Raw genomic sequence first — 22825 nt, forward strand, 5'->3', positions numbered from 1 at the left:
GACCAACGCCAAGTCAACTGGCACTTCACCACCCAAGACGCCCGCACCCGACTCCGCCACCTATACCCCAACAGTTAGCCGCGACGGTCTACTAGATTGTCGCGGCGAAGTATGGTTCTGGTTGGTGGAGTTGGCGGTCGGGCAGTTCCTCGTCGCTTCACTTCGGTCGGGCGGGGTGTTGTGTCGTCACAGAAGAAGTATCCGATTGCCTTGAGTGCTGAGGATCGTCAGGCGTTGGTGCGGGTGACCACGACGGGGGTCCGTAGCGCTTCCGTGATCAGGCGGGCGCGGGTGTTGCTCGCGCTGGATACGTCGGTCGGTGCGGTCGATCCGCGGGCGGTGATTGCGGAGCGGGTCGGGGTCTCGTGCGAGACGGTCCGGTTGGTCTCGAAGCGCTACGCGCAGGCCGGCGGTGATGTGTGGGCCACGGTTCGGCCGGAAGGAACGCGCCTGCCCCCGGTGTCCCCCCGGTTCCCTCCTCGGTGGCCGGTGAGGTCGAGGCGAGGCTGATCGCGCTGGCTTGCCCGACGCCGCCCAAGGGCCGTGCCCGGTGGTCGCTGCGCCTGTTGGAGAGGCACGTCGCGCTGAGGGAAGATCGCCGCCAGCCTGGCCCGCCAGGCACAGGCCGCCGACGTCACCTTCAGGGCCGCGGTCGCCGACTGCGCCTACGGCGATGTCGACGACTTCCGCGGTGAACTCCGCCACACCGGGCTCCCGTTGGTGATGGCCCTCAAACGACGTCGCGGGACCTGGCTCTACGGCGGCCAGGCGCACACGCCTCTCGACGCCGCCCGTGAACTGCGCTGGAACGGCCCACGAGCCCCTGGCGACTGGATCCTGGTGACCCGCACCTTCCGCGACGGACACGCCGCCACCTGGTGGGCCGCCGACGCCACACTGGGATGGTGGGGCCCGGACAGCCCAACACGCCTGGTGGTGGCCACCACCGACCCCGTCACCCTGCCCGAGAAGAACACCTGGTACCTGGCCACCGACCTGCCCCGCCCCGGCGCACCACGCGCCACCGACAGCCCCCACCCCCGGCCGACCCAGACAGGCGGTCAGAGAGGGGGCCGAATCAGCCCCACCAGCCCCGACCGACCTTGCTGTCCCCAGGCAATCCGCAACGTCCGCAGCTGGCTGACCCCGTCCATCACGCTGAAACGTTGGTGGCAGGCATGGTCCACCAGACCACCACCCACCCAACTACAAGCCCGCATTGACGCAGTCACCAGTGGAAGACCTATCAACCTCAACCGCCCGGATTAACAAACCATCGGTAGCCGTGCTGTTGGGAGGCATCCGGCCCGACAGGTGCGTCGCGGGCGTGCGGCCCACTTGAACGTTCCGAGGTAGCGATCACTCCGCTGGTCCGGAGTCTTTGCGCTGGTTGGCATGGAAGCGTGCTTTCTTCTGACGATTGCCGCACGTGTTCATCTCACACCATTTGCGGGTGCGGCTTTGGCTGGTGTCGAAGAAGGCGGCCAGGCAGGTCGGTGATGCGCACAGGGCCAGTTTTCCGTCTCGTTCGCCCGCGAGGATGCTGATGGCGTCGGCGGCGATCACGCTGAGGGCGTCTTCCACGCAGGAAGCCGAGCTGAGCTGCCATCGTCGCTTACCCTCGGGCGCCAGGACGGCCGCGGCCCGCCCCTGAGCGCTGCAGTCATTGATGACTTGGACGGCGGATGCAGGGAGTGGGTCCTGGAGCGCGGTCGCTGTCGCGGCGGCGTGAATCGACTCCCTCAGCTCCCGGGCGAGGTCGAGCTGGGTGGTGGTGCAGGAGTCCACGGCGAGGCCGTTCGCTGCCAGCCAGTCGATGAGTCGGTGCGGCGTGGGGATGCGCTCCACGGCGTCGCCATGACGCTCCGTCAGGGTCGCCGTGAAGCTGGTCGCTAGCACCTTGCCGAGGCGAAAGTCAGGGAACTTGGCGCGCATGGAACCACCTTAGCGGGTTGCGTGTGGGCGTAGAGGGCTGTTAGAACCGTCTTAGGTGGTTCGCGAAAGTCGTAGCCGGTTCCGCGATGGCCAGGAGGTTTCATGTCCCGCCTCATCAGCGACGTGCAAGCGTTTGAAGTCCACGCAACTGACGCTGACCTCGACGATCTGCGCGCGCGACTGGCCGCGGCGCGGCTACCGGAGGCCGAGACGGTCTATCGCGCCGGGCCCGACCCTCGCCGGTGGGAACAGGGCGTTCCGCTCACCGACCTCGTCGATGTCGTGAACTACTGGCGTACCGGGTACGACTGGCGGTCGTTCGAGGCGCGCCTTAACCGGATCGGTCAGTTCCGCACGACCATTGACGGTCTGGGGATCCACTTCCTGCACCGCCGGTCCGCGCGCGCAGATGCAACTCCTCTGATCCTGACGCACGGTTGGCCGGGGAGCATTGCTGAGTTCGTCGATGTAGTAGACGAGTTGGCGGATCCGGAAGATGCGGACGCGCCGGCGTTCCACGTCGTGGTTCCGTCGTTGCCGGGCTTTGGCTACAGCGACAAGCCAGCCACCACCGGGTGGGGGATCGAAAAGATCGCGGCGGCATGGGTGGAGCTGATGGGAAGGCTCGGCTACGGCAAGTTCCTGGCTCACGGCGGCGACTGGGGAGGCCCGATCACCACGGTCCTCGGCGGCAGGTTCCCGGCGCACGTTCTCGGCATCCACACCACGACCGCGCAGGCACCGCCCGGCCTGACGACGGACGGGCTGACGGCGGCCGAGCGCAAATGGGCCGAGGAAACCCGCGAATTCTGGAGCCACCGCGCAGCGTTCGCGAAGCAGCAGGCGGCCCGACCGCAGACCATCGGTTACTCGCTCGTCGACTCACCAGTCGGGCTTCTCGCCTGGATCCTTGACAAGTTCGCTGAGTGGACGGATACCGAGGACAGCCCGTTCGAGACGATTTCCAGAGACAGGGTTCTTGACAACGTCACCCTGTATTGGCTGACACGAACCGGCGCATCGTCAGCCCGCATCTACTACGAAAGCCACCTCTCGCTCGACCCCGAACTTCGGGTCGACGTCCCGTCGGCGATCATTGTGTACCCCCGCGACATCGAGAAGTGCCCGCGCCCCTGGGCGCAGGAGCGCTACCGACAGATCGTCCGGTGGAGGTCGGCTGAAACCGGGGGTCATTTCCCGTCGTTGGAGGTTCCCGAGTACTTCGTCAAGGATCTGCAGGAGGGCCTCGCGGCAGTGCTGGCCGCTCATCGGTGAACGCGGCTGGAGGCTGGGTGGGGCCGGCCCAGTCCTGCGCGAATCCGGCCCTCGGCACGTCGTGAAAGTGGCCGGTCCCAGTCCCGTGCCTGCTCTGCCTGGCCCTGTGGTGTCAGCCGCCGAATCGATCATCAAGGTCCTTGTGGACGTCGACTCCGACGAGTTGAGAGAACTCCTCGTAGGTGTGCTGCGGCGGCCCGCCTGCGGGGGTTCCGGTGGATCGGAGGTGTGTCAGGGCGTCGGCGACCGCCCGCGTGGCGGTGAACAGGGCCGTCACGGCGTAGAAGGCCAAGGAGAACCCCAGCTCCTGAAGGTCCAACGCTGTCAGTGCCGTTGTCTCGTTGCCGTCCACGATGGACACCACCTTGGGACCTTCGACCGCAGCGGCTACGGCCTCCAGCTCCCGGATGGTTTTGACGCCGTCGACGAAGACGAGGTCGACCCCCGCGTCCTGGTAGAGGCGGGCTCGTCGGACCGCTTCCGTGATTCCCTCCGCGGGCAGGGCGTCCGTGCGGCCGATGATCAGCAGGTCGGTGGTTCCACGCGCCCGCACGGCGCATTTCAGGCGCTTGACGCTGCTGGCCGCGTCCAGCAGCCGCACGCCGCTCATCTGCCCGCACCGCTTCGGCGAGGTCTGGTCTTCGAGGTGGATCGCCGCCACACCGGCCTGGAGGTACTCGTGCACCGTGCGGTCGATGTTGCTCGGGCCTCCGTACCCGGTATCGGCGTCGGCGATCACCGGGACCGACACCGCACGCGTCATGTTCCGTGCGTGTTCGGTCATCTCTGTCTGGCTGAGCAGGCCGATGTCAGGCATGCCCAATCGGCTTGCCGTCGCGCCGAGGCCGGTCATGTAGACCGTGGGGAAGCCTGCCGCTTCCACGAGACGGGCGGTGATCGAATCGGCCGCTCCTGGCGCCAGAACGATCTCCGGCCCTGCCAGGAGTGTTCTCAGGGACTCACCATGGGTCAACAACAGTCTCTCCATTGCTCGATATCGAGTGGGCGCGGCCCAGCAAATGGCCTTCACCGCAGGGCATTTGACGGCGCGCCAGGGTGCCGTTGAGTCGGGGCAGGGTGCCCCGATGCCTGCGTCCTCTTCCCTGTGCCCGCAACGGCGACCAACGCATTGAGCCATGCCCGCCGGTAGGAGCGGTACCCACCCCACTGGGCTTGTTGGCTCATCACCTTAGGCCGACCGACCGTCGGATTTTTGTCGCCATATGGAGACTGTGCGCGGCACTACGGCCTCAATACCTTTTGGGGGTGAGCATCCGCGCCGCCGAAACCCCCGCGCCCGTGCTGTCGCCAGAGGGCATACAGCGCCACTTCCTCTCGTCCGAGGGTGAGGTGCTGTCTGTCCTGGACGGCGTGTCGCTGACGGTGGAAGGCGGCGAACTCGTCTGCGTCATCGGACCGTCCGGTTGTGGGAAGCCCACTCTGCTGAGCGTGCTCGGCGGGCTCGACCTGCGTTCCGTGGGGATGGTGCGACGGTGCCTCGGGGAGTTCGGCGCCCCAGTCACCTTCGCTCACCGGCGCGCCGCCCAGAAGTTCCTGACCACGCTGCGCAAGGGCGCCGCGGACCTGCAGGGGCCCGGGGCCACCTCGGAGGAGAACCTGGCGGTACTGGCCGAGGCCACTGGCCAGAAGCTGGATGTGCTGCGCAGGACCTCGCCGTATCGGCGGGACACACAACTCGCCCTTGGCGAAGGGTGGTTGGTGGCCCAGCGAGTGGCGTACCAGGACGCGGGGCTGCTTGAGGGCGGCGCCGGGGCGTAGAGCTGACGTGAGACGGATCGCTGACGGAGAGACAGATTGCCGGATCGGAAGGGCGCCGTGTGTCGCCTTGTCCGTCCGCCGTGTTCGCCACGACAACCCCGCGAGGAGCCGGATGGCCGCCCGATTGCCCCGACTACTGCCGGACATCGGCTGGTTCTCGGGCCTCGCCCAGCACCGAAGATCGCTGGACGTATCCGTGGCCGTGTTGGTGGCCGTCGTTTCCTGCACGTTGGTCCATACCACAGACGGGAACGGTCTCGCCGGGAGCCCCATCGCTGGCTGTCTCTGCGCTGTTGGGGCTGCGGCAACCCTGGTGGTCCGCCGTAGGCACCCCGGTCTGTGCGTGGCGGCTGCCCTGTTGGCGGCGTTCGCCGCCGACGAACTGACCCCGCTGATCATCGGTGTCTACTCGCTGGGCCAATACGGCGGACGGCGGCGCCACTTGGCCGTGGCCGGGGCGGCCCTCGGGTACCTCGCTGCCCAGGTGCTCACCTGGACCAGCGGGCCCGCGATTCAGGAGACGGGGCACGTACTGGCCGGCTATCTGCTACTGCCCTTCGTGATGGGGGAGTTGATGCGCAGGGTACGGCAGTTGCAGATCCTGCTGCGCGAGCGTTTGGACCGGGCCGAACGGGCGGTGGGGCACGCGGAGCGGTGCGCCAGACTGGAGGAGCGTGCCCGCCTCGCCCACGACATCCACGACAACGTCGGCCATCAGGCATCGGTGCTCACCCTGCACGCCGGGGCCCTGAGCCGGATGCCGGACCTGCCGCCCAGGGCGCACGAGACTGCCGAGCGGATAGCAGATACAGCAAGTGCGATGATGCGCGAACTCCGCGCCACCATAGGGATATTGGGTGAGCCGGAGGACGCGGAGGAGCCACCGGGCGGGCGGTCGCTGTCAGCAGCCGATTTCCTTCCGACACTGGTGCGCAACATGTCTGAGGCGGGCATGACCGTCTCCTACCGGCTGGAGGGTAGTCGGCGGGAGTTGCCACCTGCCGCCGATCAACTGCTGTGCCGGTTGAGCCGTGAGGCCATGACGAACGTGGTGAAGCACTCGCCCGGTGCCGAGGCCCATGTCACGCTGGCCTTCGCGGGTGCCAGCGTGGCCCTCTCGGTGGAGAACGGGCCCGCCGCTGTCGCCTCGGCCAGGCCGGATTCCGGGCGGTTGGGCCTGCGCGGCCTGCGGGAAGCAGTCACCGAGGCTGGTGGGCAGTTGGATACCAGGGCTCTGCCGAACGGTGGATTCCGTCTCCACGCGGTCCTCGCCTGCCCCCAGCAGTCCAAGGTTCCCGGTCGCCCGGTGGCTCGTCGCGGCTCCGCCCCGAAGCGCTGAACGACCGGCTCCCCAGCCGTCTCCTGGCCTTGAAGCACCACAGAGAAGAAAGGAGTTCGCGTGCCGAACCCCATGCTCCGGGCGGTATCCCGGGCCGCCGGCTGGTCCGGACTGTGCTGGATCCCCCTGTGCGCGGACGAGTTCGTCTGCGTTCCCGAGTACCTGGAGATGTTGCTCCCAGCCGGGGATTCGGATCCCGCCTCGGCGGTGGGGGAGCGGTCAACTCCCGCCTCGTCGGGCGCAGCTGCTGAGGGGAACGCTCCGGGGAGCGCCCGGTGAAGAAGCCGCCCGTGACGGAGGCATCGTGCGAGGAGACCGCCGAGTTCACCACTCCCGTGCACCAGCTCGACGTCTCCCTGCCCGGCCCCGCCTCCCATCGCAGGGGGCGGCGGCGCTGGCTCCCCGCGGCGGCCGGGGGAGTGGTCTTGCTGACAGCTCTGGGCATCGGTGTGCCCGTTCTGGAGCGTGGTGGTGCCGATCCGGCCATGAGCCTGCCGGATGCCGGCAGCGCCGCCGACGGTCTGACACCGGCACCTCACAGTGCAGACCACACCGGTGGCCAGCCAGGAAAGGGGGATCAGAGCGCGACGCGGGAGCAGAGCCCCAGTGGGGCGTCAGATGCGTCCGGGCCGGTACGGGGGAAATCCGGGACGCCCTCCGGTTCGCCTGGTTCTCCGGATGCGGGGCGTCCCGGCCTTACGGACGGCCCGAGCCGTGGCAGCGGCTCTTCGGGTACGACTCCCACCCCGGGTAGCCCGTCCGTCTCTCCCGCAGCACCTCCCGCCAGCGGTCCGAATACCGGAACCGGCGGTGGCGCCAACGGCGTGCTCCGCTACGGCGACTCCGGCGCCGCGGTCAGCGACGTCCAGTACACGTTGTGGCGCCTGGGCCTCTACCACGGCTGTCAATACGGCTCGTACGACACGGACACCGTTGCCTCGGTCCTGAAGTTCCAGAACTGGGACGGCGTCCGGGGCGATGGGCCCGGAGAGTATGGTCCTCACACCCGGAGGGCTCTGGATGCCTGGGCCGCGCGGCTGTGACCGCCCGGACGACTGCCCAATATGGTCCTGGTCCTGCCGAGTGGCGGTGAACGTCCCGCCCGCCGAGCCACCGGCGTGGCACAGCGCCGTGCGACACCGCGGTACGAAGTCGACCCCGGCGGCGGGTGCTTCGGCTAGCGGCTCATCTCTCTTGAAGCGTCCCTCGGCCACCCCTGCGTCCCACATGGTTCCTCCGCCGTCCTCGTCGGCCTGATCGGGCGCGAGCAGTTGCCGCGTCATGCACGAAGGGCCCGGCGATCACGCCGCGTTGCCGGACGTCCGACCGTCCGTTCCGCAAAATATTCGTTGCATCGTCACATCCACCAACACCGCTGTTCTATGCGCGATTTGGCATGCATATCCGCTACATCGGGATCAATCGCCCGCTTCAGGGTGCGCCCTCGGCCCTCTCACGCCGGGAATGCCCGTGAAACGCGTGACGGTAGTTCTTTGATGTGAAACGAGTCACTTGACGTGGCTCAGGCGTCAGCATTCACTGCTGCCGCGGTCGAAGATCCATTCGGCGGCCTGCCACTGGGGAACAGTCCTTCCCCGCGATGGAGGTACGGATGAAGTTCGTTCGTCTCGTGAAGCGGATGCGCAGCGACAAGAGCCTCAAGGCGTACGCGTGGTACGGCTGGATCTAACCGGCCCACGCCCGTAGAGGACGGTGGTGGGCCGGGCGTGACGGCCCGCCACCGGCCGCGTTCCCGGAGGTTCCCGATGTCTCAGCGACCGACCGCCAGCCGTGGCGACCGGCAGGTGCGCTTCGCGCCCAGGATCGACGCACTGCTCAGCCGGCACACCGGCCAGGACCTGTTCCGACTGGAGCCCACCACCATCGGTGTCGCGGGCGCCGACTTGATGGACGCCCTGCTCCGCAGCCGGCCGGCCAACGCCGAGGAACGCCCGACCTTCAAACCGGTCCTCGGCCGGCGCGTCAGCCGGGCCGACGCGGCCACCTACATGCAGGCCGTCGCCGCAGACGTGCGCAAAGCGCTCCAACGCCCCTTGGAGACATCGGTCGACCTGACCGGCCCGTGGCCGCAGGTACCGCACGCCTACCTCCGGGACCTCGTCTTCGGACGGGAACTCCTGCGCTTCAGGGTCCTGGTCGACCGCAGACTGGAACTCACCCCGAAACTGACCTGGTCCGCCGTCACCTCGGCTGCCGCCCTGCTGCGCCGCCCCGACAGCACCGAACCCCTCTCGAAGCTCGCCACCCTCGTCCTCGGCGCCACCGACTTCCCCGACCGCCGGTACGCCATGTACCTCTACCGACGCGTGGCCGCACCCATCTGCTTCACCGTGGCCGCACTGGTCACCAACGCGGTCTGGCTGGGCGCGCCGTTCGACGACGACGTTCCCAACCGGCACCTGATCGCCGAGGCGCTCCGACTGCTACCGCCGTCCTGGAACATCCTCCGGGCGGCCGCTCCCGAATTCACCGCGCTGGACGCCCGCATCGGACCGGCGGACGACGTCCTGCTGCTGCCCCTCCTGAGCCACCGCGACCCCGCGTTGTGGGAGGACCCGGACGTCTTCCGTCCCGAACGGTGGGCGGGACTGGACCCCGACTACCACCCCGGCTATCTGCCGTTCGGCCACGCCAACGAACGCTGCTGGGGCCGTCACATGGTGATGCCACTCGCCGAACGCCTCCTCGACCTGGTGCGCCGGGACGGCCTCACGGTGGACCCCGCGCAGACCGTCGGCCGGGTCGAACTCGACGGCCTCATGGAAGTCTCGGACGTCCGGGTAGCCCGCGGATGACACAGCTGCGGCCCTGGTCGACCGCCGACGACCCGGCGCAGCACTGTTTGGATTGATGGGCCGTCATGACGGTGTATCCCTAGCGACGTTGCCCCAGCGTGGGCGGCGTGGGCGGCGAAGGAGCGGGTGGACGCCGCCGTTCTGCGTCCGATTCAAGAGGGCGATGAGGCGTGTGGAACAGTCAACGTTGGACTTCATCCGTGGGTCCGGGGGAGACCAGGCCCATGTCGTAGGCGATCAGTGCCGCCTGGGTGCGGTTGTCGAGGCCGAGCTTGGCCAAGGTCCGTGAGACGTAGGTCTTGACGCTCGCTCCCGACAGGCACAGGGAGCGGGCGATCTGAGCGTTCGTCATGCCGGCGCCCACCAGGGCCAACACCTTGCGTTCTCCCTGACTGAGCAGGGACAGTTTCTCGGCGGCCCCGTTGACGCGGATCGGGGTCTGGTCTGCGGCGCGGCGCACCAGGCTCGCCATGACATCGGGGGCGATCACCCGGCATCCGGCGGCGACGCTGTGCAGCGCCGCGAACAACTCATCGGGCTTGAGGTCCTTGAGCAGAAAGCCGCAGGCCCCGGCGTGCAGCGTGGCCAGCACCCGGGTGTCGGTGTCGAACACGCTCAGCATCAGCACTTTGGGCGGTTCAGGCATCTGCATCAGCCGGCCGGTGGCCTCGATCCCGTCCATGCCAGGCATGTTCAGGTCCATCAGCACGATGTCGGGCTGGTGCATCGTTGCCAGCGCCAACGCCTCGGCGCCGTCGCCCGCTTCGCCGACGACCTCGAAGTCGTCCGAGGAGTTGACCAGCATGGTCACTCCCATTCGAACGATGGCCTGGTCGTCCGCGACAAGTACACGGATGGGCATAGGTCACCTCGTTCTTGGTTCATTTCAGGGTGCGCCGGGCGGCTCGGGCGCGCATGTCGGCACCCGGCGGCCGGATGTGATCGTTAAGGGAGCGAGGGCAGGCACCGGACGCGGGAGTTGGTGTGTCGCGCTTCCGCTCGTGGCTCCTGGAGTGTGGGGCGCTGGTGTGTGGGCCCGGCGTCAGTGTTCCGGGACGTCGCGGTTCGCCGGTCGCGACGTCCGCCGCGGGGCCGGTGCGTAGGGGAGCCAACACCGCGTCGCCTGGACCTGATTGACGGTGCCGTGCTGTGCTGTCAGCGGCCGGGCACGACCCGTGACGGGGCCGTTGCGTGTCCAGCGGCCACTGTCGCTGCCTGTGTTGGACATTCCGGTACCTAGCATCGAGAGTGCTGTGCGTTTGCCGCGGGTGAGTCGGCCCGGGTGCCGTTCGACCGAGGGGCGTCCGGCGGAGCGCCAAGGAGCGTTGCCGACGCCCCGACAAGGGATCCCGGGAGTGGGTGCGCTGTGGCTTTGGGTGACCTTTGCGACGGCCTCCTGGCTGTCGGTTGCCTCGCGGTCGATGACCTCGACGTAGCCACATGCCTCCATGACGGGCCGCGAGCCGCACCACACATAGCACCGCACCGCTGAAGGGTTGTTGGCGGTTGGTGCGCCGGCGGCCTGTGGTTCGGCCCGTGTGGTGTGACCCGGGGAGAGACGGGAGATCATGAGAGCTGCCTTTGGTGTCGTCGGAAGCTCGTCGGTACAACACACGTCCTTGTAGCCCGACCGACCGTGCTCCAGTTCTGGCACACGGGCCGCCCGCATCCGTCGTCGACGGCGCGGGGCGCCCCCACACACAAGTGAATAATACAGCCCGCACAATTACTTCACTCATAAAGTATCGTCGAGAGGCGCCTTTTCCTTCTGATGAAAGATCCTCGGGTTCTCGGCCACCTAGGAAGCGTCCGAAACGGCATGCGCTCTCTGTGAAGGCGCCCTCCATTGGGTCGAGTTGTCAACCAACGCATTGCCAGGAAAGGGCGAAAGGGGGAATTCAGGGACCTTCGGCACGGAGTCAGTGGGACCTAGGTCCCGTCGAACTTCTCGGTGGTGCATGACAGGGTAGGAATATCCATGAATTGGGATTCGGGCACGCTCGGCGAATCGCCGTGCTCGAATTCGCGAGTAGTGAGGGAACCACGTGACCGCGTCCGTACTGGTGGTCGATGATCAGCCACTGATCAGGTCGAGCCTGTGCCTCCTGCTGAGCACGGCACCGGGCTTCAAGGTCACGGCGGAGGCCGAGGACGGTGCCGACGCCCTGGCGAAGGCCCGCACCCACCGCCCCGACGTGGTGCTCATGGACGTACGACTGCCGCGGTTCGACGGCATCGCGGCCACGGAACAGCTGATGCGGTTCACCCGGCCGCCCAAAGTGCTCATGCTCACCAGCTTTGATGTCGACGACCGGGTGCTGGACGCGTTGGAAGCCGGAGCCGCCGGATTCCTCCTCAAGGACCTGTGTCCGCAGCAGCTCCCTGCCGCGCTCCGCACCGTCCTGTGCGGCGGCCGCGTCGTCTCCGCAGAGGTCCTCGACAGCCTCGTGCGCCGCGCCTCAACGACCAAGCGGGGGCGCACCACCGCCGCTGGCCAGGAGCGGCTGGCCCAACTCAGCGGGAGCGAACGACGCGTACTGGAACTCCTCGGCGCGGGGCTGACCAACGCCGAGATCGCCCGACGGCTCTATCTGTCCCAGGCGAGCGTGAAGACCTATGTCTCCCGCATGCTTGCCAAACTCGAGCTGGACAACCGCACCCAGGCGGCGATCCTGGCCTACGAGGCGGGACTGGCAGGCTCCGAGCGCAACGTGGTGTGAGGCGTCGCCCATCACGAGGGGAACTGCTCATCGCTTCGGTATGGCACTCGGAGCCTTCTGCGATGGAGATCACGCTAATTTACGCATGAGCGTGCGGAGTTGATGGGCCGTTCCGTCATTCGCAATGGGACGTTCGCTGATGAGTCCGCCATCCCGCCAAGAACTCGGGCGCGTAGGAGCCGATCGCCCTTCCAGGGCGTGGCGTTGAATGCCGCCCTGGCCGCTGTGATTGCCTGGCGGCCTCGTTCTCGCCGCCCTCGGCGCAGATGCCGATGGTCTACCTGGTGGCCGGGTTCACGCTGTCACGGCGTGCCTGCGAGCCCACCCGTTCACCGTTGATCCAGCGCATTGCGGACGTGTTCCTGGCACTCGTTGTGAGTCGGTGCCGGCCAGTGTGATGTGGACCGTGAGCGGCCGCGATGTGTCATTCGGCGTGGTGCCCGCACCCTGGGGCGTGTGCCTGGAAGGCAGCGGTGGGCGGGACTGCACCTTTACAGGTGGGTCCCGCCCCTGCAGCATGGAGCAAGCTCGCACGGGCAAGTCCGCTGCGCCAGCGGCGATGGCGGACGGCCCGACTGATGGCCCTTCGGCTTTGTGGAGGCGTGCGGTGAGCGTGGGGGAGATGCGCCGGTTCCGGCGTGATCCGCTCGGGTACCTAGAGGACCGCGCTCGCCGGAGCCCGGCAGAGGTGTTCCGGCTCCCATGGGGCGCCTGGTGCGTGAGGGACACCGAACTAGCGCTCACAGTGCTGCACGACCCGGTCTTTCACACCGGAGTCTCCACGTTCTTCGGGGACATGCTGCCCTCACGGCCCGCCCAGATCGCCGTCGGCCACGCCGTTCGGAACGTGATGCGGGCGCACCTGCCCGCCTACCGTCAGTGCCTGGCCGAGGCGGTGGTCAGGCTGGGCCCAGTCACCCAGTGGCCCGATGCGGGACCGTCACTGGTGTACCGGTGCACCGCGGACGCGTTGCTGCACCCCGATGCGCCGCCCGCGTTGCGGCGGCTGATGGCGAAGGCCGTGGCAGGCGGACTGACCGCACGCCAGCGGTACATGTGGCAGCGGGCACGGGTCGAGCTGCTGCGCCCCGGGCTGATGACCGCGATCAACGAACAGGTGCGCAATCGCCGGGCGGAGGGCTCCGCAGCGGGCGAGCTGCGGGACGTACTGGACGCGGTGATCGGATCCTGCCCCGAGGGGACCACCGACCGGACCGTGACGGACCTGTACGTGCTGCTGTTCCAGTCGATCGTGGGCAACATCGGCTATGCGGTGGCGTGGTCGCTCCTGCTGGCCTGCATGCACCACCCGCCCGGTCCGCCGTGGCCGTGGGCCACGGAGTCGCTGGTGCGCGAGGCCGGACGCCACCGTCCGTTCGTCTGGATGGTCGGCCGGCCCGTCCCTCACGCTCTCGAATTCGGCGGCCTCTCGTTCGCGCCGGGCACGATCCTGTCGGTCAGCCCCTACCTGCTGCACCACGACGCCCGCCGCTGGGACCGACCCGAGCTGTTCCGGCCCGAGCGCTGGAACGAGCCAGGTGGGCAAGGCCCCTATCTGCCCTTCAGCACGGGGCCGTTCACCTGCGCCGGTGCGGCCGTCGCCCACAGCCTGATCACCGAGGCGGTCACCGCCCTGGCGCAGGACGCCCACCTGACCGTCAGCGGCGGCGATGCCCGGCCCGTGGTGTCCGGCTCCGTCCTGCCCCGTCCCTTCGCCCTGCGGCGCGCCCTCAAGACCCCCGTCAGGCCCACGCTGACGAAGGGAGGTGATTGACATGATCGCTGCCATCCGACGGATCTTCCGAAACAAGCCCGCCAGTTCCTGGGTGCCGGACGTCTGGCTCTAGTAGCCCCGATCGTCCATGACCGTCCGCACCCCGTGGCCAACGGGGTGCGGACCGTCTCCCCTCCCGACCGGACACACGGCCGGCCTCCCTTCGTCGGCGGCCTCCCGCACGGGCGCTGCCCCAGACTCCCCATGCGGCCTGCCAAGCCGCCGCACAACTTCGCGCCTACCACTAGATTTTCGGGTGTAGGGGAGTGCGCTGGCGCTGGCTCTGGTGAAGGGGCCGCGATGTGTCGCTCGGCCAGGTGCCCGCACTCTGGGGCGTGCGCCTGGGAGGCAGCGACGGCCAAGGGATGGGGGCGGCACGGTACTTGGCCTGGCTCATGTTCGGGAAGACGGCCTCGGCCTGGTCGAGAGGGTGGGACTCGACCATGGGACGGACGTCCTTGAGGACAGCGAAGGCCATGGCCTCCTCGCTGTCCTTGACGTGACCGCTGTACCAGCGGGCGACGGAACGCCGTCCGAAGACCAGGAGTTCGGGCTTCACCTGGATCGGGTCATGGCCCGTGGCGATGACCACCAGCCGTGGGTTGGGGTTCAGCCCCTGGACCAGGTCGGCTTGGGAGGGGCTGTGGCCGGTTGTTCCGTGTCCAGGAAGGGGTACCGGTCCGCGGACGTCTGGTGAATGCGCTGGGCCGGGATCTCCGCGTCCCGGGCGTCGGCAGCGAACGGGCCGAGCGCGGCCCCGTCCGGGCCGGAGACGGTCAGCATCGCGGCAACGGGGGCGGTCCGGGCCCCCTTGGAGACCTCGTCGAGAGCAGGAATTTCCCGCACCCCATGTTCCCCGAACGCCTACGTTGTGGCCTACGCCGGCCGATTGCTGAGCCGTACCCGGCTGTGCCACACCCAGACCACCGCCATCTGGAACGCCGCCATGGCGCTCTCGCCCACAAGATTGGTTCCTTCCGCACTGTGCGTAATGTCGGGCCACCGCCCCAACAGACGCTCCCCTTGGGGGCGTTGAGGAAGAACGATTCGCCATTCTGAAGTCGGCTCACACCACTGGCCAGTGCCTGGTAGTGAGCCTTTCAAGGTTGGGTCAAGCACCTGTCCGCAGGCGTCGACACGCAGTTACATTCAGCCGCACGAGAACACCTCGCCGGCAGACTGTCAGCGTGTGTGCAGGTCACTGACAGACGAAAGGCGCCCGGTATCCCGGACGGCGCTTCCCAACCCAGGAGATGTCGCCGAACGACGGCTGCATCGAGGGAACTACGCCGCACTTTCTGACGAGCAGCCGTGGGCCGGCGTCTACGGAGCGGGCCGCTCCGATGACTGGCGCCCCGTGTCCCTGCCGCACCGTCCACGTTGAACATACCGTCAGGTCGCCTGACGAAATTTCCGTAGAAGTCCGTTGTCCAAGTGCTCGTCCTGAAAGGGGTTTTCGATGGCAGTGCGTAGGAAAAAGCTGGTGGGAGCAGTGGGGTTCGCCCTGTGCGTTTACGCGCTCAGCGTCGGCCAGGGGCTGGTGGCTCCGGCATCCGCGGGACAGGATGCCAGCGAACTCGTTCGACCAGCAGGCCGGGACAAAGTCCCCCTGGTCTCGGGCCTGTTGGGGCACCTGCCCCTCCCGGGACCAGCGCGGAACCGACAGGAGAAGGCGTACTGGACCGCACAGCGGATGGACGAAGCACTCCCCGTCGACGTAGCAGGCGTCGTTCGGCTGGGGTCGGCCCTGTCGAAGACTCTCGAACAGCTCAGTCTCGCCGGTGTGCTTCCCCGGACGGCCGAGCACTTCGAGGGGGTGCCCATGGTGGGAACGTTCTTCTACGACGGCAGCCCGGTGAGCGGTAAGGCCACGTACTGCACAGGCAGTGTGGTGCACAGCAACGGACGCAGTCTCGTCCTGACGGCCGGGCACTGCGCCCTCGGCCTCACCCACGCCAGGCACGCGATCTTCGTGCCCGACTACCATTTCGGCTACTCCGCCGCGGCCCAACCCTACGGGTTCTACCCGGCGACCCACCTGTTCGTGGACCCGCGCTACCGGGCCAACACCAAGCAAGCGGTATCAGATCTGGATCTGGCCTTCGTCCAGGTCGACGCCAACGACAAGCGCAAGAGGGTCGAAGACGTCACCGGGGCCCTGACGTTCACCCGGACCCCGCGTTACAACAACCATGTCACGGTGATCGGCTATCCCTACTCCGCCGCGGTCAACCCCGCCCACAAAGCCGTGCATTGTGACGTCGTCACCAGGAAGCTGCTGGGTTTTCGGCAGATGCAGATGGAGTGCAACGGCTTCTACGGGGGCGTCTCCGGCGGCCCGTGGATCAGCGGCTACAACCCTTCCGCCCAGACCGGAAACGTCATCGGCAACGTAGGCGGCTACAACGGCGGCGGGAACGACGCCAACGCCGACAACGTCACCTACTCACCCTTCTACGGCAAGGACGCCCAAGACCTCTACAACGACGCCAACGCAGGCCGCGCCGTCCTGCGCCCCCACGCCTACAACCCGGTCACCGCCACCACAGGTTGACGCCCACCCGCACCGGAGGACGCACCCTACGCTCACGTCCGGTGCGGTTGTGGGGTACTTGGCGCAGGGTAGGCAGGTCGGGCTCGCCTTCGCCGGGAAGTCGTTGTTGACCAGGGGTTTCAACTGAGGTCGGGGGCCTTCGAAGCACCGCACTCCGTGCCCGACTCCAACGTCTAGCGGGAACGCCCCCGCCAATTTTCGGTAGGGGCGTTCCTTTGCCTGGTGAGCCGCGGCTCAGACAAGGCGATTCCCGCCTGTGACTTGACGGTGTCCACGGCTTCGTCGGTGAGCCGGCTCCCACCGCCTTTTGGTGCGCCGCCGCATCGCATCTGGGGCATCCAGTCACCTCGTGCTCCAACCCGTCGTGGTTGCTGTGCCTGGCGGTCTTTGGCCCGACAACGAGAGAAGCAGTCCTTGGACACCGCCATGAGGGTGCTCGCCTCCTCGGGAGCGGTGGTGATCCCTGTCCAAGGCACTGGGTGCGGCTGCGGTCCGCCACGCTCTGTGCGCGGTCATCGCCGAGGCGAGCGTCACCGTCGCGGCGGTGGCGGGGTGGGCGTGCCTACGCGTTCGGTGGTGCGGTGCGCATCCCTTCGAGCAGCATGGCGAGGTAGCGGTGCGCGGTGCCGATTCGGCTGGCCTGGGTGCCACCGTGGACGTTCACGGCGTGGGCGATGCCGCACATGAGCGGGACGAGGTCGCTGGCGGCGAGGTCGGGGCGGACCGCTCCGGTGTCGCGGGCCCGGTCGAGGAGCTGGGTTCCGGCCGACGCAAGGGACTTCTTGAGTTCGGTGGTGCGCGGCAGGGCGTCGGTGGCTGCGGCGGCGACCGGTGCCAGGGCGGCGTCGGTGACCTGCGCTTCGACGATCTGGGACAGGAAGCTTTCCAGTGCGTGCCACGGGTCGGAGTCGGCCAGTGCGTGCTGGCCGTGTGCGCAGAGGTCCTCCAGGCAGGGGGTGGCGACGGTCTCCAGCAGCGCCTCGGGGGTGGCGAAGTGTCGGTAGACCGTGGCGACACCGAGTCCGGCACGGCGTGCGACGTCGTTGAGCTGAAGCGCTGTGCCCTCGGCTACCAGGTCGCGGGCGATGGCGACGATCCGGTCCCAGTTGCGGGCGGCGTCCTTGCGCAGCTGTGTGGTCGTCATGGGGACAGTCCAGGTCGCTCGTCTCTTTGCGTGTCTTCGAGGAATGATCGTACGCGGGGCGTTCGGATGGCGTGTCCGTGGCGTGTTGGGGTGGGATGGCCCCATGGCCAGTTGATGCTGGCGGGCGGCCGGTATCAGGGGGTTGCGGTGGGTCACGGCGGGGGCCGGGATTGGGCGTCCGCTGCGGCGGCGAGCTCGTCCACAACGGCGGCGAGTTGTAAGGGCGTTGGGGCGGTGAGGGCCTGGCCCGCGCAGATAACGGGCCCAACTGTCGGCCGGCGTTCACCAGCGGGTGTTCACGTGCCTTCCTTGGCCGTCGTAGGTGCGTGGGCTTGGCTGAGTCGGCGCACGGCCTCGGCGAGACGGTGGTCGGTCGCCGCGCGGAACGGAGCGATCGGGCGCATCTGTGGACCGATCACCACGCCGGTCCGGTCGGTCAGGGCGCTGTCGGTGGCGGCGATGATCGAAGGCTTGGCCGCGACGGACGCCGGGCCGGACGTGGAACGTTCGAACTTGCGGCGCACCAGCGGCCACAGCAGTCGCAAGGCAGGAGAGACGATCTTCGGGTCGGTCAGCGTGCCGTCGGTCATGACGGTCGCGGCGCCTCCAGGGTCGGCGGCGAAGACCGACACTCCTGTGCCGTTCAGCCGAGTGGCCAAGTCCAACGTGTAGGCCAGGTTGGCCAGCTTGGCCCGCCCGTACCAGTGGAAGCCGTAGTAGCCGCCGGGCGGCTCGACGGCGTCGAACGTCCGCCTGGCGACCCCGACCGCGCCCGAGGTCACGTTCACGACCCTGCTTGGCGCGCCGGCCGTCAGGGTGGGCAGCAGCAGCTCCGTCAGCAGGTACGGCGAGAGGTGGTTGACGACGAACGACGCCTCAACCCCGTCCAGCGTCCGCCGCTCGGGGAACATCGCTCCGACGTTGTTGACCAGCACTGCCAGCGATTCCCCTGAGGCGGCATGGTGGGCGGCGATTCGGTCGGCGAGCGCGCGCACTTGGTCGAGCGAGGCGAGGTCGGCGGGCAGGAACCGGCCGGGGTGTGCCGGGTCTGTCGCGTTGATCCGCTCGACCGCTCGGGCTCCGCGTTCGCTGTCGCGTCCGACCACGGTGACCGCGAATCCGGCGGCCGCCAGCCCCAGCGCGGTCTCCAAGCCGATGCCTCCAGTTCCGGCCGTGACCACAGCTGTCTTCGTCATGAGTTCCTCCACCCCGACAGTCAATCGGATAGTTCATCCGTTTAGCTGGAGACGTTAGCATGCAAACGGATGAAGTATCCGGTTAATGGTTCGGGTGGCGGTGCCGGTGATGAAGCGTCCACTGCGCTACCAGGCACGCACAGGCGGTGGTGGCCGAAGTCCGAAGCCGCTGCGCCGACCTGCCCTCGGCATCAACTCAGTGAAAGCCTGGGGGCGATCCACGTCACCGCCGGAGTGGTCGTTCGTCGTCGACACCCCGGCAACCACGACACCCGCCGCCCGTCTCCCGTTACGAAGGCCCCACCGTCCGCGCCCCGCTGCATGGGTTGGCACGGCGAGGCCGCCGGGCGAGCCGATGCACCGCAAGAGAACGAAGGCTCACTATGTCGGCGCCCCGTGCCCCGTTACGCGGGCGCCATCCCGGACGGTTGCCCAGCCCCAAGGGTGCGTCCGCCGTCTCCGGCCCTGTCAAGGCCAACTGGTCGTCCCTCGCAGGCAGTTCGTCCGATACATCCGCTCCCACTGCGGGGGAGGGGCGTGACTCCACGACGCCTTGCGCCACCTGCCGTGCCCTGTGTCTGCTGTCCCTCCTCGGGACCGCCGTACCCGCCCTGGCCGACATAGCCGTCAACGAACCGTGATCGGCGCCGGAGTCGCCCTCGCGTCCATCTGGCTCGGTTTTGGCGCCCACCAACGCGTAACGCCCACACGCAAGATCAGCGACCTCGACGGCCGTCAGGGCTGACTGGTTCAGGCCACCGGCGAATCAACCCCCTACCGGCTTCGGCCGGTAGGGGGTCATTTCCATGTCCTGGGTCCGGCATCGGGAGGAGTGGCAGCATGGCTGGCGACGGCTTCGACGTCGACACCGATCAACTCAAGACCACCGCACCAACGTTCCACCGGGAGTCCGTCGCCCTGGAGCGGGCGACGGCCAAGCTCCGTCACGCGATCGATGGGCTGGGGGGAGCCGTGGGGCGGGGACGAGCAGGGCAAGAAGTTCGAGCACGTCTACGCGGCGCACCGAGCGCAGGCCGAGAAGGCTGCTGAGGCCCTGGTCAAGGGGCCAGGTTCGTTCCAAAGTCGTTTGATCTTGATGTAGTTGCTGGTCATGGGGTGATGTCGAGGAGGTCGAGGGGCGGGTGAAGGGCTCGTAGGACGTCTCGCGGGGGCTGGCGGCGATGCTGGTGTGGCCGTGCTCGCGGAGCTTGTTGATGGCGAGGTTGCGCAGGGTGGCCATGGTCTCTGGCCTGTGCCCGGTCCGGATCTGGGAGGTGTCCTTGGCGAACGTCACCCCTGTGACGTGGTGGACGGCCTCGATGCCCCACTGCAACCTGGTGAGACGGCCGATGAGCTGTGGTGACGCCGCCCGTGCGGAGCCAGCGGGGCGGTGAACGCGGAGATCTCGTTGGTCCTGTCCGGCACCCGCAGCTGGCTCACGACACGGCCGGCCGCTGTGACCGCGGACAGTAGGTGCGCGGCGGGCTCGGTATCGGTACGTCAAGCCGCGGGCGCTCTTGCCGTCCACCGCGACCGACCCGGACCCCGTCGGGCCCTCGCCCATCAAATCGGCCAGGCCACCCAGGCAGACGGTACAAACGATCCTTCGGATCGTCGACCTGCTCGGCGCGATCCGCACGTTCAGCGGGGCCAGCAGCGTGCACCGAGGCGGGCAAGTGTCCGCTGCCGGGCGCTGCGGGCCCACTGCCCGATCGCCGCGTACGAACCTGCGCCCGCCGCCACGGCACACGCGGCGAGCAGCAGCACCGCCACGAACGGGTCACGCACGCCCCGGCGATCGCACGGGTCCGGCAGCCTGACCAGCCGCTCCACCAACGACAGCCCCGAACACCCGCCCAGCGATGGCGGCTTGACGAGACAGACAGTGGCAGACCGACGGCACATCGAGGCTCCGGTTCTGGACGACGACCCGCAAGGTCATCCGCCCACAACAGGAGCCTCGATCTGTCAGTAACAGCCCTCACCAACATCCTCATCACACCGTGACCAACAACTACACCAACGCCAAAGGACTTTGGAACAGCCCTGCCGCTGACGGGCTCCGCTCCTTGCGGTGCCTTCAGCAGGCCTGCGGTGCGGGGGAGTCTGACGCGTGCTGTCGTCGTTCACCACGGCGGAATCAACTCCATTCGGTCTGCCTGCATGACGTCGCACGGAGGGGTGTCTGGGAGGAAGTACGTGACGCCTGGGGCCGTGCAGGGCTGCGGCCGGGGCACGCCGGCGGTCGCCGGAATCAGTCGCGGCCTCTGTAGTGACAGGCGCCCGCACGACGCTCGCTCTCCGACCAGCCCCCGCACGGGGCACTGCATCCGCCTCGGTATCTTGAGGCCGACCAGCCGCTGCCACAGGGGCAGGCGCGGCCGAACTGGGTCACGATTCACTCGATATCGACATTGGCGAAAGGTGAACCGCGACCCAGTTTGGCCGCTTGCGTTAGGCCGCCAGACGGGCAGGCTTCGGCCGCCGTCGAGATCGGATCAGCATTGCCATCAAGCGTGATTCGATTGGGGTCGAAGGTTGATTGAGGAGTCGCTCTTCGGCGGGGTTTGGGGCCGGTCGGCAATCGATTCTCGGTGTGCTCGCACATAAGAATGAGACCGTTTCCAAATGACTGTTGCTTGTATGGGTGTCGTTCGCCGGCCTTGAGCCGGCACTACATCGTCGCCGTGGTCAGCAGCGAACGGACGCGCCTGGCCATCAACTTCACGAGCGGCAGAGATGCCCACATCGTGTTTGCGTGTCGGGGCTTCTGATCGTGTGCTCGCCTCTATCGGGTGGCTGCGGGCTCTTGGCCCCTCGCTGCCCGCACCCCCTGCCCGGCGCTGGAGAGTTCTCTGTGCTGGCTTCTGCTCTGAAATGCAGGAATGGAGTATCTCGGAATGTCGGGACCGGATGTCACGGTCATTATCGCCGCATACAACGCCATGCCGTATGTGACCCGCAGCGTCACTTCTGTCCTCGACCAGAGCCTGGGCGCGGACCAGATCGAACTGATCGCAGTCGATGACGGCTCCACAGACGGGACGGCGCAGGAACTCGACCGCCTGGCGGAGCGGGCGCCGCTGATGCGCGTGATCCACCAGTCGAACTCCGGAGGACCCGCGGGCCCTCGGAACTTGGGTATCGGCCAGGCCACCGGTCGGTACGTCTTTTTCCTCGACGCGGACGACCACCTCGGGCCCCAGGCACTGCAGCGCATGGTTGCAGCAGCCGACACCAACGGCTCCGACATCGTTCTGGGCCGGATCGTCGGAGAAGGCGGCCGCAGCGCCCCCCGATCGATGTTCCGGCGGAACCAACCCAGGACCGATGTCTACGCCTCCCGTGTCTACTGGACGCTCAATCCCATGAAGCTCTTTCGCCGCGAGCTGATCGACCGCCTTGAACTTCGTTTCGATACAAGGCTGTCGATCGGCGAGGACCAGCCGTTCGTCGCCACCGCCTACCTCGAAGCCGCCGCGATATCCGTGATAGCCGACTACGACTGCCTCCACTGGGTTGCGCGAGAAGACGGCAACAACATCACCTCCCAGACACACACCACGCGGACGTGGATCGAGTTGTTCAAAACGATGACCGAGCTCGTCGCACAGCACGTCCCAGCTGGCCCCGACCGCGACACCCTGATACACCGGCACTTCGCCATCGAACTCCGCTCCGTGGTCCTGCAACTGCGCCAGGAACCGCAGCGCAGCCGCCAGGACAGGCTCCTGCGCGAACTAGCCGGCCTGGTCGCGCTGCACTGGACCGAAGGACTAGAAGCCCGCCTACCCGCAGTTGTCCGGCTGCGCTGCCACCTCATCCGCCACAACCTTCTCGACGGGCTCCTCGCCCTCGCCCGCTGGGAACTCGACCAGGGCGCCACCCGCTACGGCACCACCACCCTGGCCGCCACGAACCCTCAACTCCACGTCGAAAACGGGTGCGTCTACGCCCTGTACCCCTACTTCCGCCACTCCACAGTTGACATCCCTGATGACTGCTACGACATCACCATCGAGCTCCCGGTCCGGCACCACGTCGATTCCGCCGAACTCAACGCCACCGGGCTACGTCTGACCGGGCACGCATACATCCACCGCATCACCACGACCGAGGTGAACACCGAGCTCGTCCTACGCGAGCGCGCCTCCGGCCACGAGCGCCGTCTCCCGGTTCACCACACCCCCACCCCGAGACTAGTAGACCGTCGCGGCTAACTGTTGGGGTATAGGTGGCGGAGTCGGGTGCGGGCGTCTTGGGTGGTGAAGTGCCAGTTGACTTGGCGTTGGT

Annotated in this window: 19 protein-coding genes; 11 read left to right on the forward strand and 8 right to left on the reverse strand. The window is 67.8% G+C overall.

The genetic code is table 11. The annotated features are described in order from the left end of the window. Positions 1-606 precede the first annotated feature (606 nt). Positions 607-1269 carry a hypothetical protein gene (locus ACIQU6_RS40810; protein ID WP_403487123.1) on the forward strand — a complete coding sequence of 221 codons (663 nt, stop codon included), beginning with the start codon at positions 607-609 and terminating at the stop codon, positions 1267-1269. Positions 1270-1359: 90 nt separating this feature from the next. Here the strand turns inward: ACIQU6_RS40810 and ACIQU6_RS40815 are convergent, their stop codons facing one another. Then, positions 1360-1935, reverse strand: a complete 576-nt coding sequence (locus ACIQU6_RS40815; protein WP_403487094.1) for a CGNR zinc finger domain-containing protein — start codon at positions 1933-1935, stop codon at positions 1360-1362. 102 nt (positions 1936-2037) lie between these two features. On the opposite strand from ACIQU6_RS40815, the gene ACIQU6_RS40820 reads away from it, so the two are divergent. Further along, a complete protein-coding gene (locus tag ACIQU6_RS40820) occupies positions 2038-3210 on the forward strand; it encodes an epoxide hydrolase family protein (RefSeq protein WP_403487096.1) in 1173 nt (390 codons plus the stop codon). 112 nt (positions 3211-3322) lie between these two features. On the opposite strand, the gene ACIQU6_RS40825 is transcribed toward ACIQU6_RS40820, so the two are convergent. Further along, positions 3323-4198 carry an oxaloacetate decarboxylase gene (locus ACIQU6_RS40825; RefSeq protein WP_403487098.1) on the reverse strand — a complete coding sequence of 292 codons (876 nt, stop codon included), beginning with the start codon at positions 4196-4198 and terminating at the stop codon, positions 3323-3325. Positions 4199-4476: 278 nt separating this feature from the next. On the opposite strand from ACIQU6_RS40825, the gene ACIQU6_RS40830 reads away from it, so the two are divergent. The 5 genes from ACIQU6_RS40830 (at position 4477) to ACIQU6_RS40850 (ending at position 9144) form a co-directional block, all read left to right on the forward strand. After that, on the forward strand, positions 4477-4989 hold the full coding sequence (locus ACIQU6_RS40830) for an ATP-binding cassette domain-containing protein (RefSeq protein WP_403487100.1): 513 nt from the start codon (positions 4477-4479) through the stop codon (positions 4987-4989). A 343-nt stretch (positions 4990-5332) separates the two neighbouring features. Then, positions 5333-6328, forward strand: coding sequence for a sensor histidine kinase (locus ACIQU6_RS40835; RefSeq protein WP_403487102.1), 996 nt, complete (start codon positions 5333-5335; stop codon positions 6326-6328). Positions 6329-6813: 485 nt separating this feature from the next. Then, positions 6814-7371 (forward strand): peptidoglycan-binding domain-containing protein, encoded by a 558-nt coding sequence (locus ACIQU6_RS40840; protein WP_403487125.1) that lies wholly within the window; start codon positions 6814-6816, stop codon positions 7369-7371. A 569-nt stretch (positions 7372-7940) separates the two neighbouring features. Beyond that, positions 7941-8018 carry a tryptorubin family RiPP precursor gene (locus tag ACIQU6_RS40845; RefSeq protein ID WP_403487127.1) on the forward strand — a complete coding sequence of 26 codons (78 nt, stop codon included), beginning with the start codon at positions 7941-7943 and terminating at the stop codon, positions 8016-8018. A 76-nt stretch (positions 8019-8094) separates the two neighbouring features. After that, positions 8095-9144: a cytochrome P450 gene (locus tag ACIQU6_RS40850; protein WP_403487104.1), complete on the forward strand. Its 1050-nt coding sequence runs from the start codon at positions 8095-8097 to the stop codon at positions 9142-9144. Between the two features lie 181 nt (positions 9145-9325). Here the strand turns inward: ACIQU6_RS40850 and ACIQU6_RS40855 are convergent, their stop codons facing one another. Beyond that, positions 9326-10006: a response regulator gene (locus ACIQU6_RS40855; protein WP_403487105.1), complete on the reverse strand. Its 681-nt coding sequence runs from the start codon at positions 10004-10006 to the stop codon at positions 9326-9328. 1183 nt (positions 10007-11189) lie between these two features. Here ACIQU6_RS40855 and ACIQU6_RS40860 point away from each other — a divergent pair. Next, complete coding sequence (locus tag ACIQU6_RS40860; RefSeq protein ID WP_403487107.1) at positions 11190-11864, forward strand: response regulator; 675 nt, start codon at positions 11190-11192, stop codon at positions 11862-11864. A 718-nt stretch (positions 11865-12582) separates the two neighbouring features. Next, a complete protein-coding gene (locus ACIQU6_RS40865; RefSeq protein WP_403487108.1) occupies positions 12583-13638 on the forward strand; it encodes a cytochrome P450 in 1056 nt (351 codons plus the stop codon). 244 nt (positions 13639-13882) lie between these two features. On the opposite strand, the gene ACIQU6_RS40870 is transcribed toward ACIQU6_RS40865, so the two are convergent. After that, positions 13883-14230, reverse strand: coding sequence for a hypothetical protein (locus ACIQU6_RS40870; RefSeq protein ID WP_403487110.1), 348 nt, complete (start codon positions 14228-14230; stop codon positions 13883-13885). 17 nt (positions 14231-14247) lie between these two features. Next, positions 14248-14484 carry a hypothetical protein gene (locus ACIQU6_RS40875; RefSeq protein WP_403487111.1) on the reverse strand — a complete coding sequence of 79 codons (237 nt, stop codon included), beginning with the start codon at positions 14482-14484 and terminating at the stop codon, positions 14248-14250. Between the two features lie 613 nt (positions 14485-15097). On the opposite strand from ACIQU6_RS40875, the gene ACIQU6_RS40880 reads away from it, so the two are divergent. Further along, complete coding sequence (locus ACIQU6_RS40880) at positions 15098-16192, forward strand: trypsin-like serine peptidase (RefSeq protein WP_403487113.1); 1095 nt, start codon at positions 15098-15100, stop codon at positions 16190-16192. Positions 16193-16754: 562 nt separating this feature from the next. On the opposite strand, the gene ACIQU6_RS40885 is transcribed toward ACIQU6_RS40880, so the two are convergent. The 3 genes from ACIQU6_RS40885 to ACIQU6_RS40895 form a co-directional block, all read right to left on the reverse strand. Then, on the reverse strand, positions 16755-17336 hold the full coding sequence (locus ACIQU6_RS40885) for a TetR/AcrR family transcriptional regulator (protein ID WP_403487115.1): 582 nt from the start codon (positions 17334-17336) through the stop codon (positions 16755-16757). Between the two features lie 296 nt (positions 17337-17632). Beyond that, entirely contained in the window at positions 17633-18532 is a 900-nt protein-coding gene (locus ACIQU6_RS40890; protein WP_403487117.1) for an SDR family NAD(P)-dependent oxidoreductase, read from the reverse strand. A gap of 1641 nt (positions 18533-20173) precedes the next feature. Then, a complete protein-coding gene (locus tag ACIQU6_RS40895) occupies positions 20174-20320 on the reverse strand; it encodes a hypothetical protein (protein ID WP_403487119.1) in 147 nt (48 codons plus the stop codon). Between the two features lie 1112 nt (positions 20321-21432). Here ACIQU6_RS40895 and ACIQU6_RS40900 point away from each other — a divergent pair. Continuing rightward, the gene (locus ACIQU6_RS40900) at positions 21433-22752 is read left to right on the forward strand and encodes a glycosyltransferase family 2 protein (protein WP_403487121.1); all 1320 of its coding nucleotides are present in this window, start codon (positions 21433-21435) and stop codon (positions 22750-22752) included. The last annotated feature ends 73 nt before the right edge of the window (positions 22753-22825 follow it).

It is taken from the genome of Streptomyces sp. NPDC090442 (assembly GCF_044769405.1).
In the GTDB taxonomy this organism is placed as follows: Bacteria; Actinomycetota; Actinomycetes; order Streptomycetales; family Streptomycetaceae; genus Streptomyces.